Here is a 17,409-nt window from a genome sequence, read left to right as displayed (position 1 = left end):
CGCTACCCGATAAGTACGTCGCCGGAGCCGCTGGAGATAGCGGCGCCGCAGCCCGTGGTATCACCAACGCGGGCGGCCGGATTATTATTAATAAAGACCGATCCCGAGCCGGATGAAACGGCCGAGGATCCGTGAATGGAACAGCTGGCGCTGCTCGCGCCCTGCATCGCCGCTGGCGCACCATTAATGGAGACATTGCCGGAGCCGTTAGAAACGGCGCCGCCGTGGCTGATGGCATCCCCTGCCCGTGCTGCATTTTGCATCGATTTTCCTTAGCGAATAAAACGCTGGCGGCCCCTCCGCCAGCCTGAGGCGTGTCGTTACCATAGATTGGGCGGCACGGTTTCCGTATCCGTTGGCGTTTCGGTTGGCGTTTCCGTTGGGCTTTCCGTCGGCGTCTCCGTCGGGCTTTCGGTCGGTGTGTCCGTCGGCGTTTCCGTCGGTGTTTGCGTTTCGGTCGGCGTCTCCGTCGGGCTTTCGGTGGGCGTATCTGTAGGCGCTTCGGTTGGACTATGTGTCGGGATGGGTACCGGGATGGGGACAGGAATGGGCAGTACCGGCAGCGGAAGCGGTAACACCATAATGCCCATCAGCGGCATCAGACCCGCCAGACTTGCCAGCGCGCCCATACCGCCACCGCTGCCGTTACCGCAGGAGCAGCCCCCGTCGCCGGGGTTGAGCTGAACCTGCCCGCCCTGTATCACCACCTGGCTGCTGCCGATGATTTTGATGGTGCTGGCGGTGATAGTCAGCACCCCACCGGCGCTTAACGACATCGCCCCGCCCGCCGCTACGGTCGCCGCGCCGCCCGCCGCCACCTGCCACGCGCCACCGACCGAGGTGCCGCTGTAGCCGCCGACGTTCGTTAAATCCGCGCCGCCGACGTTAAGGGAATTCGCGCCGCCAATGTGATGCGCCTGCGCCCCGCCGACCATCACCTCACGCGTCAGCCCGACCTGCATAAATGCGCCAAGCCCAATGAGTTTGCGGCAGCTACCGAGAATTTTTTTAACGTAATTCGCACCGACGAAAACATCCCGGTTCAGGCCCACGGAAAGTTTTGAATTTTCACCAATCGTCTGGGTTTCATCTTTTTTCGTCAGACGATCCATATTGCGCTCAGCCTGCTCCCAGTACTGCTCCAGACCGGGTTTATCCTCGAAGCGAATGCCGTTGAAGTTGGTTCGCCCGCCGCCGATGGTACGGCTGACCATCCCGCTCTGGGTCGCATTGCCAGGCAGATCCCAGGGCGGCATCGTGATGTTGTTATACAGACTGCCGATGATCAGCGGCCGGTCCGGATCGCCATTAATAAAATCGACAATGACCTCATGCCCGATACGCGGGATATAAATGCCGCCAAAGTTATTGCCCGCCCACGACTGACTGACGCGCAGCCAGCAGGAGTCCGATTCGCGGTTTTTACCGTAGCGATCCCAGACAAAGCGCACTTTCACGCAGCCATATTTATCCGTCCAGACCTCTTCGCCAGGCGGCCCGACGACAATCGCCGTCTGCGGCCCGCGCGTGCGCGGCCTGGGCGTTTGCAGCGGATGCCGGTAGATTTTACTGGTCGGCTGAACAAGAAAATGACAATGCCAGCGATAATCTTCATAGCCGCTGACCTGCGCGTTATCCTCTATCTCAAGGCGGCTGGCGATCACCAGATATTCTCGGTTGGCTTTCGCGACGGGATAACCGCTTAAGACAAAATTACAGCCGCAGACGACGCCTCTGAGCTCGCCTTCGCCTGTCGCGCGTGAGCCCAGCGCGCCGCGCTCTTCCATACGTACGCGCGCCAGCTGTTCGCCAATGCCCGGCTGCGCGTAATCCCCCGGCCAGTGATACATCTCCATCTGATTAAAACTGGTATTTCGCGGTTTGCTGTCGAGTGACAAAATATCCGCGCGGGACTTCGTAAAATCGTAATCATTAGTCACCCAGCGCCCGGTCGTAATCGTTTCCTGCGCCGTAAAATGAGAAATATACTCTTCGCCCGCTTTGGGCGTTTCGGGTAAATAATGCAGAACATGATAGGCCTGGCTTTCAGCGCGTTTATGCGCGCCCACATGATCGACCAGAATTAATCGGTGCTTCTCGTCTTTGTGTTCAAAAAACCAGTAAATGCCCCATTCTTCCATTAAGCGTTGGATAAAAGTGAAATCCGTTTCGCCATATTGCACCTGAAAATCGAGCGGCGGATAGGTGCCGCTCAGACGCTTCTCACAGGGAAAAGCGTAATCTGCAAGCACCTCATCGATAATTTCTACCACGTTTTTATTTTGAAAAATTTTGAAGTCGCTGGTGAGCGTCGCGAGATATAGCCAGGGCCGGAGCTCTATTTCAAACATCGCCTGATTCGCGTCACGCCCGGTATAGCGGGCGCGCTCTACCAGCCCCGATATTTCGCGACGCCCCCGGCCAGTGCCCGCCCCTTGATCCAGCCCGCTGCCGTCAATTTCCATCACAACCGTCATTTCTTTACCCACCAGGGCTTTGAAATCGATATTTGACGCCGCCTGCCAGGAGATGGCGGCACTGGCGGGCGTTTTAACAGTCAGGGTGTAGGTATATAACGTGGAAAGCGCTTCTTCTCCGGTTAATTTAGAAAGAACTAATGCCGGTTCACCGGCAAGAAAAGGCATTGCCGGACTGCTTAATTGCGTTGTACGCGACATAATGGCACCTGATATTGGCGTGAATCACGCAACGGCGTTTTCACCGTTGCCTCCCTGTTTGTGTAATAGCTATCCGCTGCGCGTCGATATATTTACCGTGTCGGCTTTGTCTCCAGATCCAGAAATAGTTTCCCTCTGCGGCGCATTCGGGCCAGTCCCGCCACGGCATCGCGTCGACACCCGCCTCAGGGCCGAGACGATAATCCGCTGCGCACTGCTCCCTCAGCAGCGCCACGGAGCGCCGCCCAAAACGCCGGGCGTGATGCATGCATCCGCGCACCCAACGGGGCGCGAACGACCACCGTAACGCCCGCACCCACTGCCGTACCGCCCTGCTCTCCCCAATGCGCGGGTGTTCTTCAACCCGCAGACACAGGATCCGTGCGAGCCAGAAGGCGAGGCTTTGCCTTTGCGCCGCATGGCGCAGGAACGCTTGATGACGAAGAGGAGAAACCAGTGCAAGCAACGTCACGTCGTCGCGACCGCCCGTAAGAAACGCGCCCAGGTAATAACGGCGTCGGAAGACCAGCGCGAAGCACCATGGATAGTCATCAACGCCCGGCGCGCCATCGAGCGGCGTCAGCAACGGCGCATGGGCTTTCAGCAGCGAGATCAGGTCGCGCCGCGCCCGCGAGTGAAACCTGCTACGCCCTTCCTGCACGCTGGTAATGCGAACGGGAAATATCCTCCTTCCAGACATGCTTATTCCCCCATTACGCCGCGGCCGGGCAAGCAAAGCTTTTCAGCAGATCCGGCACAAAGCGCCCTGCCCAGTTCAGGCCTGTCACCTCAAAATCGACACGCCGTTTATTGAGGTAAAACGTCAGGATTGTTTTCCCGTCAGGCGCCTGTCGCACCTGGCTTGCGTTATCCACCCAATGCAGCAGCGACCAGGGACCTTCCAGCGAAAGCTCAGAGGTTGCCGCTTTTTGCGCGGGCCGGGCGGCCAGACGTATCGGGTTCGCCGACTGTCCGCCCGGCCAGTGAAAGAACAGCGGCGTGACCGGTCCATGAGAGTATTCCGCGTTAACATCATCGAACTGCATCTGTAGCCGCGTGATGGAAGGGTCCATGTAAACCACGGCTACCGAGAGATCGAGCGCGACTTTTCTGCCGTTTTCTCCCTGGAATAACGCGCTGCGAAGCGCGGCGCCCTGCTCAAATAAGCCAAGCCCTTCTCCCTGCGCGCGGCCTTTGTAACGCCACGGGCTCGCCGTCGTATCCACGCTGTCGGCAAGGTGCGCCTGAAAATAAGCGTCCAGCGCGCCGCCTGCGCCGAAAAAACGCTCGAACTGATTGAGGCTGATCTCCTGGTCGCTGTCGCTTAGCGGGTAGCGCCCTTCAATGCCGCGACGACACAGCTCGCCTGGCCCGGCCGCGATCGCGCCTTGCTGTTGCGTCAACGACTCTCCTTCCACTTTCTGAAACGAATGGTTAAGCAGCGGCGCGATAATATTTTTAAGCGGCGCAGGCCAGGTGTCCGATTCCACGGCGAGCCGTCTGGCCGCCTCGGAAAGCGCAGGCGGATCGCCGGCTTGCAGCGCGTTGTCATACATCACGAACAGCGTGTATTGATCGTTAAGCTCGCCTATGACCCGGTTAAACGCCGAGCCAGGCATCACGCTCACGCTCCCCGTTTTGGCATCCGGCTGCGGGCTGCCGCTATAAAACTCCCGCAGGGCCGCAAAACGGTTATCGACCCGCTCCTGTAGCAACCGACGCTCCTGAAAAGCCATCTGGTCATTCACTCTTTTGGCGTTACTTAACAGCGCGCTGCGGTTCGCGAGATTAAGCGTTTCGGCGATATCCGGCCCTTTCGCCGTCAGCGTGGTTTGCTTTACCGCCTCGCGCACCAGGCTCACCAGCGGAGAGTTAGCCGCGGCCAGCGTGCGCAGCATAAAAATGTTGGGCGCCATACCCGCACTTTGCGCGGCGTCGACGGGCAGAAGCGTGACCCCGTTAAGCAGACGCTCCCAGTAACCGGCGTATTCATCCAGATAGCGCACCAGCACGTCATTGCGCAGCACCACCGGGTTGATCAGGCCGCCTTTGTCATTACCCATGATCCAGCGATCGTCCTGAAAGGCGCTGGTCAGCAGCAGCGGCAGTTTTTTTTTAACAATCTGATGGTATCCCTCCTGGGTGTACAGCCCCGGAATACCGCGCGCCAGCAGCGTCTTATCAGACAGCGTGAAAATATGGGCCGACGACTCGCCCGCCAGTTGGTCAAGGGTCAGATCCCGAGGCGCATCGGCTTCCAGTTGATCGCGGACTCTGCCCCAGAGCCTTGTCGTCAGCGTGGTTTGCGCCAGCCGTTTTCGCGCCGCCCTGACCAGATTTTCATCGCGCGGCTGGCCGAAGCGCCGCCATTCCGGCTGTGAGAACAACGCATTCAGATGACGGGTAAAGACCGTTTTCTCTTCGAAAGCCGCGATTTTCCCGTTCTCGCTCCAGGCCTGCGTAATGCTGTCGATGAGATAGTTGAGATCGAACCGCTCCTCGCCGGTCAGCATCAGGTAACGTTTCAGAGCGTCGAAGAGGCGTGTCTGATCGCCGCCCTGAAGCGCGTCGTTAAGACGCGCTGTCGCGTCGCGCTCAATCAGCGGGAACAGCAGACGTTGCAGAAAATAGTGATACAACGTGTCGGCCTGTTCTGAAACGGCGGCCCCGGTATACAGCCCGTAGCGCCACGCCGTCTCCGGTTCGTCCGTAACAAGCCCCGGAAACGCGGCAAGATCGCGGGCCGTATTTAACAGTGTCGGCAACAGCGGAAGATCGCGCGTGTTAATAAAAGCGTGTACCTCACTCTGTAGCTGCTTCGCGTGGCGGCTGACCGCCTCAAGGTAGGCGCGGTTGTGCGCATAGCTCGTTAACAATCCCCTGGCGAGGAAAAAGCACAGCGTTAAACAGACAACGTGACCGGCGAGATTGCGAACGCGATACGTTGACTGCGCCCGCAGGTTATAGCGCACGAGTCCCGCATCTTTAATAATGATGTCGGCGAAAAGCCGCCGCAAAAAATAGCGTTTTCCCCACACCACCTCCGGGCCGGGCCGTTCGTCTTCAGGTGTCGCCTCTGGCAGGCAGACGCTGGCGTCGATGCCCGCTTGCGTTACCGACTGCCGCCACGTCTGCACCAGCGTCGTACTATTGCGAAGCGTCAGGCTTTCCGGCTGGCAGCTGCTGGTGAAATAGACCCCGCGCAGGGTGCTGTAAACCTGCGTCTCATCATAGCGGGAGGCGAAGAAAATGGGGCGCGCCAGCGCCGTGAGGCTCTGTGCGAGCAACCGGAAATCCTGCGGAACCGCATACATTTTTTTTCTGTCCGCCACGGCGTACTCTTCCTGGTGACGAACACTGACCGCATTGCAAAGCCGGTTCTCCAGCAGCCGCAGCTCATCGGCGATAGCATTCTCAGGCGTCGGCGCGCCTTTGGCGCCGCCCCACGGAAACGTCACGCCCCATACCTGTTCGCGTTCCTGAGCAGTTAAGTGACGAAACCAGGCGTCAAACCCGGTCAGTTCATCGATTTTCGTGACGATAAGATAAACGGGAAAGCACGCGCCCAGGATCGTGCGTAAATCTTCAAGACGCGCGCGCAGCGTGGCGGCAAGTTCCAGTTGCTGCGTCCGGGGCAGGCCCAGAATATCGCGTGCGGAAAATGCCAGCAGCGCGCCGTTGATGCCTGTCGCCGGGCGATATTTACGTATAGCCTGTAGCAACCCCTGCCATTCCTGGCGATTCTCGCCCGCCTGAGTGACATATTTACCCGAGGTATCAATAAACAGCGCGTCATTGGCGAAAAAGCATTCGCAACTGGCGGTGGGCGGATTTTCTTTACCGGTGCGGTTTAACTGCTCGGGTAGCGGAAATTCCTGCCCCGATGAGAGAACCAGCGAGGTTTTTCCCGCGCCTTCCGGACCAAGAACGAGCCAACAAGGCGGTGCGTCGCGCCCGGTTCGCGCAGAAAAAAAACGACGCCAGCGGTTTTCCTGCGCGTACATGCGGCGACTGAATTTTTGCGCGTCCCGGATGATACGCGCCACCTCTGAGAGCGCCGCATTGGGCGTACTGGCGTTTTTGCGAAAGCGTAATTTCTCAATCCATTCAGGATGATTAAGCGTGAACAGCAACAGCCGCCAGGCCGCATAAAGAAGCACCAGCGTCATAATGGCCGCGATAGCCGCCAGCCGGATTGCCGCGCGCTGTAAGGGATAGCGCTCCCCGATCAGCACATACGGCCCCGCGACCCAGATGGCTGCACAGACGGTTAACGCGCCGGGCAGGCAGAGCGGAATGCCATACCAGAGCGCGACGAGCCACAGGAGCGCGAGCGCAATAAACAGCAGGCGCGCACCCGCCGGGGCAAAAGGCCGCGCCTCGCCAAAACCGATATAAGGCCCCAGGTATCCGATCGCGCAGGCCATAAGAAAAAACCAGGCCGCCATCAGCAGGAATGTTAAAGACCGACCGGAAAATAACCGATTCAAAAAAGTCATTGTCGTTCTCGTTAATAGGTCACAAAAATTTCAACGCGTCGGTTTTGCGAGCGTCCCTTCTCATCGTGATTACTGGCAATCGGCTGCGTGTCTCCGGCACCTTTGGGCGTGATTTTTTCAGGCGCAATGCCCTGAGCCAGGAAATAGGCGGCAACCGCCTCCGCCCGCTTTTCCGACAGCGCCTGATTACTGGCAAAGGCCCCGCTGCGTATGGGCGTGGAATCGGTATGGCCGATAATCACCACCGCGCCATCCACCCGCTGCACTTCAGCGGCAACGCGGCGAATAATGTCGACGCGATCCGGCCTGACGCTGGCCGCGCCTGACGAAAACATGGAATCGCCATGAAAGATGACGCGGCTTTCCCGCTGCGACTCATCCACGCTGACCCAGTGGCGGGCAATCTCTTCTTTAAGCAGGACGGCAAGGCGTAGCCGCTCTGCCGGGCGAGGCTCGGTAACAGGCAAACGCTGCATCGCCAGTAGCTGCTGTGTGAATAACTCCTGCGGCACTGACAAGTAATATTTGCAGCCCAGAAACAGCGCGACGACCAGAAAACTACAGACCGCCAGCGACACCCGTACCGGCAGAAAGAAAATCTGTCGGCGCGACGTATGACCATCGCAATAAGCATGAGGGGAAAGTGCCGGAGGAAGCGTCTCGCGCGTGCTCTGTATCAGCGTTAACAGCCGCTGGCGAATACGAGTCAGTTGTCGCTCGCCATCGTCAATAATGCTGTAGCGCCCTTCGAAACCCAGCCCCAGGATATGCAACATAATTTCGAGCACGTCGGGAAATTCATGTGGACTGGCAGAAAGCCTGCCCACCAGCAGGAAGAATTTATTCCCGCCATCGTTATCTCCTTCGAAGTGGTTGAGCAAATTGCTTTGCGACCAGCCTGACTGAATGCCCCAGCGCGTCGCATGGGCCGCCTCATCCAGCGCCGTGCACAGGCAATAGCGCACAATGGCCATTTTTTTCCAGGGAATATCGGCCTCATCACAGACCACCCCGAAAACCGTGATTTCGTGTTTCAGGATATCTTTGAGTGATTCAACGTCACGAACCGCCGGAATGGTTTCCGGCATTTCACTGAGCGCGCGTAATAGCGGCAGAGCGGCTTCCAGCAGCGGAATTTGCGCGGCGCGCACTTTTGCGACGCGCTGTTGAATGCTCTCCGTTTTGAGGCGAGCGTGATAACGCCACGCCGAAGCGCTTTCTTTTTCGCCACTTAAAGGGTCAGTTAAAGCCGCCTGTGAATCGAACGAACCGTTTTGCTCATCCACAAGGAATTTACCTAATGCCTGAAGGCTTAGCGCTTCATCGCCAGGGGTTAACGCATCCAGTGTGCTCATCAGTCACGGATCCCCCACAACTCCATTTTGAGGCCAGGGAATTCACCGGCGACATGCATGGCCAGCGCGCCGGTAACCGCAATGGCCTCCCAGAAGGCGCCGCTTTTTTGTAGCTCGAAATAGACATGCCCTGCGTTATAGGGGATCTGTCGCGGCGGCACCGGAAGCGCCAGAAGCTCAAGACCGGGCAAATGCGACCGCACCAGTTCATGCAACTGCTGGGGCGCGCTAATTTTTGCCTGCGCGGAAAAATGCTGTTGTAAAACATCTGCCGGCAGTTGCGCATTCACGGCCAGTACCAGATTTGAGAAAGTACGCAATTCACCAGGCAGAACCGCCGCGCTCCAGACGCCATTGCCTTTCGCATGCAGAGGAATAATCTGCCCGGCGCGAATCAATATTTGATTCAGTAACTCATGAACTTCATCGACTAACGGTCGAATGCTGGGGTACAACCGCGCATGGTCGTAGCCTGGCGCGGGTCGTGGTCGCCGCGTTTTGGTACGAATGAAAGTGGACAATTCACCAGCAAACTTCGCCAGCTCCTGATACAGGGCAATCGGCGGAAGCTCCGGCACGTGACGCAGATGATCCAACACCGGTTCGTATTTATTAAAGATTTGCAGCAACAGGTAATCGACGATTTCCGCGCTGGCGCTGGCTTTGCCGTCGCTGTTCGAGAGCCTGCCTGCCAGCATTTCGGCGCGCAATTTAACGAGCCCGTTAAGATGCGTTACCCATTCAACGAGCAGCGCGCTCGCCGCGCAGCTGGTGACCGGCGGGATATAGTCCTGTTCATGCAATAACACGCTGCCATCCGGCTGGATGGCGCGAATGCGTGCCAGCGGCAAACCAATCCAGGACTCCGTCATCTCGCTTTCAGGCGTCAGCATCAGGCGAAGACGCCCCATCTGGACCGGTTTTGGTCCCTGACGAATTGCATTGGCGTCGGTCAGCTGCGTTTCAAAGGCACAAAAGCGCGCAAGCGAACTGACATCATGCTGATCAAAAATGGTTTCGTCGCTGTTATCAAGGCGCAGCGGCACGGCCAGAAAGAGTCGTTGCCCTAAATGCTCGGGACGGATCGTTAACGGCTCCGGTGGAGAAACATGCTCCGGAATATCGAAAGGCGTGCCGTCGGGGAAAACGCCGCTGCCCGAATGCAGAACGAGCTTGCCATAGGCGAGCGCTTCTTTATCAATGCTGTAACGCGAAAAACCCCAGAAAAAGGGAGTTATGGTGGCGGCTCGCTTATGCGAGAAATACTCCAGATAACGCTCCTGCTGCTGAAACAGTTGCGGGCGTAAAAACAGACCTTCACTCCAGATAACTTTATTCGTTCTCACGGTTCAATCCATTGATAGTGATATGTAATTTATCGAAGCTGACGTCGACAGTTGGCGCTGGCGCCTCGGTCTGCCATGGCCAGAGCGACTGGTACCAGGCGGGCTGCTGCTTTTCAGTCAGTTGATACGTCTCGCTCCACTGCGCCTTTTGAATGTCCCGATAAGCGGCAACAATGCCGAGCGCGTGGGTCGTATCGTCCACCGCGACGGTGATGTGCTTTGTCTCACCGGGGCGCAAAATGCCTTCCCATAATGGATGCATCTCTTTTTTTAATTCAGGATCGGGTGAACCGGTAATTGTCAGGTAACCCGCGTCCAGAAACGCTTCATCGTGAGTGAGCGCATAAACAAAAACTTTCAGCGGACTCGCCACGCCACGCACATTCGGGTTCATATTCGCGCCAGCAACCAGCGTTAACGCTACCTTATTTTCGTTGTCGTCGGGCGGTGCGGACCGACACGCCGATATCATGCCCAGCGCGATAAACAGGCAAGCCCGCCAGCCAGACGAGCTGGCGGGGCGAAACTCTGTCGCCCGGGCAAATAAATTCCAGCCAGACATCATTCGAAATAACTCATTAAATCAGCCATGTTTATTGAGCCATGTCTTATTACGTAATGAATTCTGATCGCCATAAATACCTCTCAGGCGTAAAAACTTGCCGTCATTTAACGGCAAGTTTTAGCCCTTGCGGCCTTAATTAGCCGTGCAGGTTAGCTTTAACGTCATAGCTGGCAGAAATAACACCCGCTTTCTGACCTTCCGCATTCTGCATCACATAATCTTCAGTCATTTTGGTAAACGAGAAGCGTACCGATTCACGCGGCCGTGTTTCATCTTCCAGCGAGCCCATAACATCCACGCCGGTAATAATGACATCAGTGAATTTGATCAGCAGATATTCCAGCGGATCGCCGCCCGCTTTACGAATAACAAACTGTATATTTTTAATATGCTTGCCGGTCAGGCAGTAACTCACCAGATTAGGCGTGGCCTTATCAACATAGTGCTCAAAGCAGAAGTCAGCCACGGTCGCTTTACCGGAACCCCCACCGGAACCGCTATGCATATTAGAATGCTGCGAAACACTCCAGTGCCATGCCAGAACCTGAATTTCATTCTTATGAGTGGCATCTAAAGACTCCCCTTCGATACCATCAATTTTAATAAACATATCCTGTGCCATATCATTCCTCTTGAGCACGGTTAGATATATATGGCGAATAACGCCACCTTAAAAAACAAGCGATGAGGCCCGTCACAGGCAGCATCAACCTGCTTTTTATTCCTGTCATACTTGCTGTTATAAAATTTCCGGCTTACCGGCTACTATGATGTAAAATATCAGGAAACATGTTTCAATGACGGTAGTTTCGCGACCATGCGTAATGACACCGTCAAGCCTTCAAGCTGGAAATGGGGACGTAAAAAGAATTTCGCCTGATAATAACCCGGATTTCCTTCCACATCCTCCAAAATAACTTCAGCGGCGGCGAGCGGACGGCGCGATTTCGTTTCCAGCGACGAGTTAGTGGGATCGGCGTCGACATAATTCATGATCCAGTCATTCAGCCAGCGCTGCATGTCGTCGCGCTCTTTAAAAGTACCGATTTTATCGCGGACGATACATTTCAAATAATGTGCGAAACGCGAACAGGCAAACATATAGGGTAAACGCGCCGATAAATTCGCGTTGGCCGTGGCGTCTGCATCATAATATTCAGCGGGTTTTTGCAAAGACTGTGCGCCAATAAAGGCGGCATAATCGGTATTTTTACGATGCACGAGCGGAATAAAACCATTTTTAGCGAGTTCAGCTTCGCGACGATCGGATATAGCAATTTCCGTCGGGCACTTCATGTCAATGCCGCCATCGTCTGTCGGGAAGGTATGGCACGGTAGCCCTTCCACGACACCGCCACTTTCAACGCCGCGAATGAGCGTACACCAGCCATATTCTTTAAAGGAACGATTGATGTTAACAGCCATCGCATAGGCGGCATTTGACCAGACATATTTTGAATGGTCTGCGCCGTCAGTCGTTTCTTCAAAATGAAACTCGTCAACCGGATTGGTGCGAATGCCGTAGGGCAAGCGTGCCAGGAAGCGCGGCATGGCAAGACCGATGTAGCGAGAATCTTCCGCCAGGCGCAGCGAGTTCCAGGCCGCATACTCAAGATTCTGCGTGAAGATTTTTGTCAGATCGCGTGGATTGGAAAGCTCCTGCCAGGATTCCATTTGCAGCACGGATGGCGAAGCGCCGGTAATAAAGGGAACATGCGCAGATGCCGCCACTTTAGCGAGCGAGGCCAGGAGATCGACATCAGGCGCGCTGTGATCGAAATAATAGTCGGCAACCAGACAACCGTAGGGCTCGCCGCCCAACTGCCCGTACTCTTCTTCATAGACTTTTTTAAATAGCGGGCTTTGATCCCATGCGACGCCTTTATAGCGTTTCATCGTACGGCGCAGGTCGGTTTTGGAAATATCCAGAAAGCGTAACTTTAACTTTTCGTCTGTTTCGGTATGGGTGACCAGATAATGCAGGCCGCGCCAGGCGCTCTCCAGCGTCTGAAACTCGTCGTGATGTAAGATAAGGTTGATTTGCTCGGAGAGTTTTCTGTCAATTTCCGCGATGATTGATGCAATGCACTTGTAAGCATCATCAGATAGCGTGACGGCATTGACCAGCGCCTGCTCCGCCAGTGTTTTGACGGCCCCTTCAACGGCAGAGCGAGTCTGATCCGAACGTGGTTTGAACTCTCTTGCAAGCAGCGCATTAAAATCATCGATTTCAACGGCAGACGCAGCGGCGCTATGGGATTTCTGTGTTTGAGTCATGGACATATTCCGTTATCTCCGCTTACTCTTCCCGCTCGATTTCAGCTGAAGCCTGCTGCGGTTTCGGCGAGGAAGCTAATGTTTTCAGTAAAGATTTATCATTCAGTAATTGCATTACCAGCCCTTCAGCGCCGGCTTTGCCGTCCATATAAGTTTGCAGCGTGGCTAATTGCGTTCGTGCCTCCAGTAATTGGGCTAATGGCTCAATTTTCTTCGCAATGGCATCCGGAGAAAAGTCATCCATGCTTTCAAAAGAAATATCCACCATCAGTTGCCCTTCGCCGGAAAGCGTGTTTGGAACACAAATAGCCACACGAGGCTTCATTGCTTTCATGCGTTCATCGAAGTTATCGATATCGATATCCAGAAACTTTCTGTCTGCGACGGCAGGCAGCGGCTCCAGAGGCTTACCCGATAAATCAGCCAGCACCCCCATAACAAAAGGGAGCTCAATCTTTTTTTCACTACCGTATATTTCCACATCGTACTCAATCTGTACGCGTGGCGCCCGGTTCCGTGCAATAAATTTTTGCGAGTTACTTTTACTTACCATATATACCTTCATCCCTATCCGGTTAACAGCAATAAAAATAGTTAAAGCCTTATGTTACAAATCTCTAAAAATAAGAACGCGTTCTCACAAGCGTCGTTATTTATAAATTATGTCTATATTTGCAAGCGTACCGACTTCGCCTGGAGTAACGTTACCTGACCCGGCTGCATAGTAGGCGGCAATGTAATAGTGCGTAATATCATCCCCTGTTGCCGGGATAACGTACTCCTGAGTACTGGTCTCATCGTTAATGCTCATTTGAGTACCGTCGGCTTTACGTAGCCTGACCTGAACATTTTCACTATAACCGGTTCCGGCTTCGTTAATAAGATTACCGGTTTTTACGTCAGCAAAACCGTTATCATTCACAAATCTCAACATCACCGACTTATCAATCGGGCAATGGGTAAGCGTCACAGAAAACTGTTGGCTTCCCGCCTCTGCGCCTGCTTTTTGCAATACAGTGGTTGACAATACTGGCAACGTAATCGTCTCGGATGAAGAAGCATTATTTATGCTGACGCCGCATGTTTCTTCCATATAAGTCCCGGTAAAAGAGACATTGATTTTGCAGTCGCCAGCATTCACGCATTTATCCGCGAAACAAAAACCGGCATAACAGAAAAGTATCAATAGCAAACCTGCTTCAGATAAAGTACGTATTAACCGATATGACATTATTGCGGTATACATGTCACCTCCATCTGCACGATTTTGCCTTCCGGTAAATCATGCGCATATTGTTTCGTACCCGTCGTTCTTACGAGACATTTATTTTTATCCCATTCGGTATAAAGATTTTGTTTTTCCGGGTCCCATCCTCGCACGAATGCCATACCGCCCTGACCAATAATGCTTTGGCTGACATTTTTATCATCAACAATTTGTGCGCCTATTGGTAAAAATTGCCCGGCAGCATCTTTAACAATGAGTATCATTGGACGTCCGACGAGGGTTTTCATATCCACCGTAATTGCCGATCCCATACGCGGGACGACCGTTTTTTGGTTTTCCAGAACATCAACCGTATCTGGTAAGCCGGAATAATCGATCGAGACAATATTTTCCTGATAGGGCGTCAGGGACGGAACAATCGCATAACCCGCACCGTCTACTTTTGCGCCATGTCCGTTAAAGACTTTTGCGCCTTCGCCACCCGGTACCCCAATAACGGCGAATGGATAGTCGCCAATCGACGGGCCTGCGGTGATCCCACCTTTATGCGCAACCAGGCTACCGTTCGCCGTTGCTGATAGCTGGCGCGCTGAGCGGTTGTTCATTGAGGCCGTCGCCGCGAACTGCCCTACCGGTGAATCGTAGCTAATATTTCCTCTTAGCTGCTCCTCACTGGGCGTATCGTCATTTTTATTAATCGTAGTGCCAATACCATAGTTAATTTCATTTTGTTGGCCCTGGGTGCCGGTGGCATTAAGCTGCCAGAGAGAATCCCCGGAATCAGTGTTTGATACAGTCGAATATAACGAGTTAAAGAGCGGCTTTTCATTCGCCCCCCGGCCTAAAGGAACATTGATGGTAACCATATACGTATCGTCATAATTATCATCTTCATCACGCGTTCTCATCGCGCTAAGCGTCCAGGAAAAATAGCGCTGCGCCTGTGTCCAGGAAACGGAGTACTGCTTTGAGGCTTCCCGGTTATTCCAGTAACGGTAAATGCTGGCGCTAAAGTTGATAAAGCTGCCACTCCAGAGCGACTGCGAAATATTTGCCGTCAGACGCTGCCGGGTCCGGTAATCACTGGCGTTGTAATCTTCATCATCCCCCGAACGCGCAATGCTGGCCTCCCTGAAGCTGTAAAAGCCTTTAGAGGAATATCGATAAGCAGCCAGCGTCAGGTTGGTATCCGTAGGGCTAACATATTTTGTCAAACCAATTTTAAAACTGTTGCCGCTGGACTCTTTTGAATCCGCCAGATCGCTTTTCGCATGGGTAATGTCCATGGATATCCCGCCGATCGGCGTATTCACGGCATGCCCCACAGCCATTGAATAATAGTGACCGGAGATCTGAAAACCCGTGTAAACGGTATAATTACTGGTCAGACCATAGTGATAAACACTCTGAAAAATAGTGGGTTCGTCATGAACGGCATCATCTTTTAGTTTGCCAGCTGAAATCGCGAAGCGCGAAACCGATTGATGTAAAAGCATCGGCGGCGCAGAAAAAGGGATGTTCTGAATACGCTGACGGCCATCGGCTTCGATGATGGTCATTTCAAGATCGCCGCCATAACCCATCGCGCCAATATCGGTGATTTCAAACGCACCCGGTGGCACTACGGTTTCATAAATGGTCTGGCCACGCTGAGTAATCTTGACCCTCGCGTTTGTATCCGCAATACCGCGCACCACTGGCGTATAATTACGTAAACTCTCAGGCAACATTCGCTCGTCAGATTCAAGCTGCGCGCCCCGAATGTTATAGCTGTCAAAGAGATCGCCAGAAGTATTCGAATCTCCCAGCGTCATCTGGCTTTTGAGTGGTGTGATATCGGTTTGCGCATAACCTGCCAGATTTTGTGTACGAAGACTTTTGTCATTAGTCCAGTCGGAATTTATGCGTTTACGCAACCGCCAGCCCGCAAAATTCAGGCCGGTTAATAAGCCGAGGTTGCCTTGCCAGGAATCGCCATCTCCGCCATTATTCGCATTCTGAAAGAGGCTGTAAAAGTTACTGCTGTAATCCAAAAATCCCACCGTGCTGCCTGCATCCCAACGGCTGGGATCGATATAGCCTCGCGGTTGGGGTATTAAATTTATCTGTGGCACCTCAAGCGTTAGCTCAAAATCGGCAGGATTATAATTCACCTGGCTTTTGGGGATCAGCTCATCGAAGCGATAGCAGCGGGTATCCTCAAGTTGTTTATCAGTAATGGGACGTTCCAGGCGAATGCCAGCTTCTTCCAGTTGGTTGAGAAGCAAACAGGGACGGGCGTTTTTCTCGGCTGCGTATTGTTCAAAACGAATACCATGCTGTCCGTGGTTTTGCCCATTGACAATTATCGTTACGTCATAAGTACCCGGAGGGACAGGGTTGCCTTCAGTATAACGGGAGATATCAAACTTTTCTCCATGTATAAAAGACTGGTTGAAATTAACCGATTCTGCTGCAGTAACAGCATTGGTTTCTTTTGCCGCCACGTTAAATATCACCAGTGTGGAAAAGGCGGTTATGGATACACTAATAAAGGGTTTAAGGTTAAAAACAATCCCTTGAAATACTGGAAGAAGGTGTATTCGGTTAAAATAAATTCTGTTCATAATCTTAGCTTCTCCCAAAGAGAATGACCTCCGGCATATTTATTGTGAACTCCTGAGTTAATGTCAGGCACAGAATGCATTACTGGCTTGTTTTTATTTTTCAGAAATTTTCAAATCTCCCCCAGCACCAGGCTTGAGGGTTTTCATGACAGAGGCACCATAATCATTCAAAAACCAAAATGTCACTGAACTAACAGATGCCGGGGCATTCATATTCTTAACGGAATAAAACCTTTCAGTAGCACCTGGGGCTACCATATCCATTGCTAAATCAATTTTACCCATCGAGGTATTTAGCTTCGCAGTATCAAAAGAGAAAAAATACGGTGTGGGGTTGGTCACTTCTATGCCTGTGCCTTTAACATTGTCATTAATTAGCTTCCAGTGAAGTTTATCAACGCTTCCCTCGCTATTGCTGGACAGTGTTTGCGGTCGAAAAAAAATTTTTATTCGCGTGCGAAACGCCAGTTCCAGACGGTTTTTCTTCACAGCGCCAGCAGGTGCCGGAGGGATTTCCAGCATATTAAACCAATAAACCGATTCCCGGTCCTGGGGTAAGTTCATTCCATTATAAACGAGACGTACGCTTTGTCCCCTGCCTGGCTCCACGCGATAAACCGGCGGCGTAACGACGAAAGGAATTTTTACTGCATTTATATCAGCATCGGCTTTACCATCATCGACCCAAACCTGGACTAAAGCGGGCTGACTGCCTTTATTTGTAGTACGAACGCTAGTTTCTTTTTCATCACCAGGAAATACAATTCGCGTGCCGCTAATTGTCATTGAGGCTGAGCAGACAGAAATACCACACAAAAAAACAGCCATTATCTTTGTAAGATTGAAAGACATAGC

13 protein-coding genes are annotated in these 17,409 nt (G+C 53.4%); all 13 read right to left on the bottom strand.

What is annotated here, in order from left to right:
* Positions 1-2 precede the first annotated feature (2 nt).
* The gene (locus AACV31_RS14245) at positions 3-263 is read right to left on the bottom strand and encodes a PAAR domain-containing protein (protein ID WP_075198140.1); all 261 of its coding nucleotides are present in this window, start codon (positions 261-263) and stop codon (positions 3-5) included.
* Positions 264-320: 57 nt separating this feature from the next.
* Positions 321-2,678, bottom strand: coding sequence for a type VI secretion system Vgr family protein (locus AACV31_RS14240; protein ID WP_165153287.1), 2,358 nt, complete (start codon positions 2,676-2,678; stop codon positions 321-323).
* A gap of 40 nt (positions 2,679-2,718) precedes the next feature.
* On the bottom strand, positions 2,719-3,378 hold the full coding sequence (locus AACV31_RS14235) for a hypothetical protein (protein WP_185155284.1): 660 nt from the start codon (positions 3,376-3,378) through the stop codon (positions 2,719-2,721).
* A gap of 13 nt (positions 3,379-3,391) precedes the next feature.
* Entirely contained in the window at positions 3,392-7,105 is a 3,714-nt protein-coding gene (tssM, locus tag AACV31_RS14230) for a type VI secretion system membrane subunit TssM (RefSeq protein ID WP_255491219.1), read from the bottom strand.
* Positions 7,106-7,188: 83 nt separating this feature from the next.
* Positions 7,189-8,532: a type VI secretion system protein TssL, long form gene (gene tssL, locus AACV31_RS14225; RefSeq protein ID WP_165153283.1), complete on the bottom strand. Its 1,344-nt coding sequence runs from the start codon at positions 8,530-8,532 to the stop codon at positions 7,189-7,191.
* Positions 8,532-9,878 (bottom strand): type VI secretion system baseplate subunit TssK, encoded by a 1,347-nt coding sequence (tssK, locus tag AACV31_RS14220; RefSeq protein WP_075198144.1) that lies wholly within the window; start codon positions 9,876-9,878, stop codon positions 8,532-8,534. The genes tssL and tssK overlap by 1 nt, the downstream gene beginning before the upstream one ends.
* Positions 9,865-10,443: a type VI secretion system lipoprotein TssJ gene (tssJ, locus tag AACV31_RS14215; RefSeq protein ID WP_255491218.1), complete on the bottom strand. Its 579-nt coding sequence runs from the start codon at positions 10,441-10,443 to the stop codon at positions 9,865-9,867. Before tssJ ends, tssK begins: the two co-directional genes overlap by 14 nt.
* 136 nt (positions 10,444-10,579) lie before the next feature.
* Complete coding sequence (locus tag AACV31_RS14210; protein WP_007791657.1) at positions 10,580-11,065, bottom strand: Hcp family type VI secretion system effector; 486 nt, start codon at positions 11,063-11,065, stop codon at positions 10,580-10,582.
* A gap of 158 nt (positions 11,066-11,223) precedes the next feature.
* The gene (gene tssC / locus AACV31_RS14205; protein WP_165153281.1) at positions 11,224-12,720 is read right to left on the bottom strand and encodes a type VI secretion system contractile sheath large subunit; all 1,497 of its coding nucleotides are present in this window, start codon (positions 12,718-12,720) and stop codon (positions 11,224-11,226) included.
* 22 nt (positions 12,721-12,742) lie between these two features.
* Positions 12,743-13,273, bottom strand: a complete 531-nt coding sequence (tssB, locus tag AACV31_RS14200) for a type VI secretion system contractile sheath small subunit (RefSeq protein ID WP_165153279.1) — start codon at positions 13,271-13,273, stop codon at positions 12,743-12,745.
* A gap of 96 nt (positions 13,274-13,369) precedes the next feature.
* Positions 13,370-13,951: a fimbrial protein gene (locus AACV31_RS14195; protein ID WP_165153583.1), complete on the bottom strand. Its 582-nt coding sequence runs from the start codon at positions 13,949-13,951 to the stop codon at positions 13,370-13,372.
* Positions 13,951-16,554: a fimbria/pilus outer membrane usher protein gene (locus AACV31_RS14190; protein WP_105538614.1), complete on the bottom strand. Its 2,604-nt coding sequence runs from the start codon at positions 16,552-16,554 to the stop codon at positions 13,951-13,953. The genes AACV31_RS14195 and AACV31_RS14190 overlap by 1 nt, the downstream gene beginning before the upstream one ends.
* A 93-nt stretch (positions 16,555-16,647) precedes the next feature.
* Positions 16,648-17,406, bottom strand: coding sequence for a fimbrial biogenesis chaperone (locus AACV31_RS14185; RefSeq protein ID WP_165153277.1), 759 nt, complete (start codon positions 17,404-17,406; stop codon positions 16,648-16,650).
* Positions 17,407-17,409 lie beyond the last annotated feature (3 nt).

This window comes from Cronobacter sp. EKM101R (assembly GCF_963888145.1).
Lineage (GTDB): Bacteria > Pseudomonadota > Gammaproteobacteria > Enterobacterales > Enterobacteriaceae > Cronobacter > Cronobacter turicensis.
The sequence above is the reverse complement of the archived record's forward strand: the minus strand, read 5'-3'. Positions and strand labels throughout refer to the sequence as shown.

Excerpts from the sequence above, each read along its gene's own strand:
- AACV31_RS14195 (WP_165153583.1), bottom strand. The coding sequence starts at position 13,951 with ATGTCATATCGGTTAATACGTACTTTATCTGAAGCAGGTTTGCTATTG.
- tssL (WP_165153283.1), bottom strand. The coding sequence starts at position 8,532 with ATGAGCACACTGGATGCGTTAACCCCTGGCGATGAAGCGCTAAGCCTT.
- tssM (WP_255491219.1), bottom strand. The coding sequence starts at position 7,105 with ATGGCCTGCGCGATCGGATACCTGGGGCCTTATATCGGTTTTGGCGAG.
- AACV31_RS14210 (WP_007791657.1), bottom strand. The coding sequence starts at position 11,065 with ATGGCACAGGATATGTTTATTAAAATTGATGGTATCGAAGGGGAGTCT.
- AACV31_RS14235 (WP_185155284.1), bottom strand. The coding sequence starts at position 3,378 with ATGTCTGGAAGGAGGATATTTCCCGTTCGCATTACCAGCGTGCAGGAA.
- AACV31_RS14240 (WP_165153287.1), bottom strand. The coding sequence starts at position 2,678 with ATGTCGCGTACAACGCAATTAAGCAGTCCGGCAATGCCTTTTCTTGCC.
- AACV31_RS14190 (WP_105538614.1), bottom strand. The coding sequence starts at position 16,554 with ATGAACAGAATTTATTTTAACCGAATACACCTTCTTCCAGTATTTCAA.
- tssJ (WP_255491218.1), bottom strand. The coding sequence starts at position 10,443 with ATGATGTCTGGCTGGAATTTATTTGCCCGGGCGACAGAGTTTCGCCCC.
- tssC (WP_165153281.1), bottom strand. The coding sequence starts at position 12,720 with ATGACTCAAACACAGAAATCCCATAGCGCCGCTGCGTCTGCCGTTGAA.
- tssB (WP_165153279.1), bottom strand. The coding sequence starts at position 13,273 with ATGGTAAGTAAAAGTAACTCGCAAAAATTTATTGCACGGAACCGGGCG.
- AACV31_RS14185 (WP_165153277.1), bottom strand. The coding sequence starts at position 17,406 with ATGTCTTTCAATCTTACAAAGATAATGGCTGTTTTTTTGTGTGGTATT.
- AACV31_RS14245 (WP_075198140.1), bottom strand. The coding sequence starts at position 263 with ATGCAAAATGCAGCACGGGCAGGGGATGCCATCAGCCACGGCGGCGCC.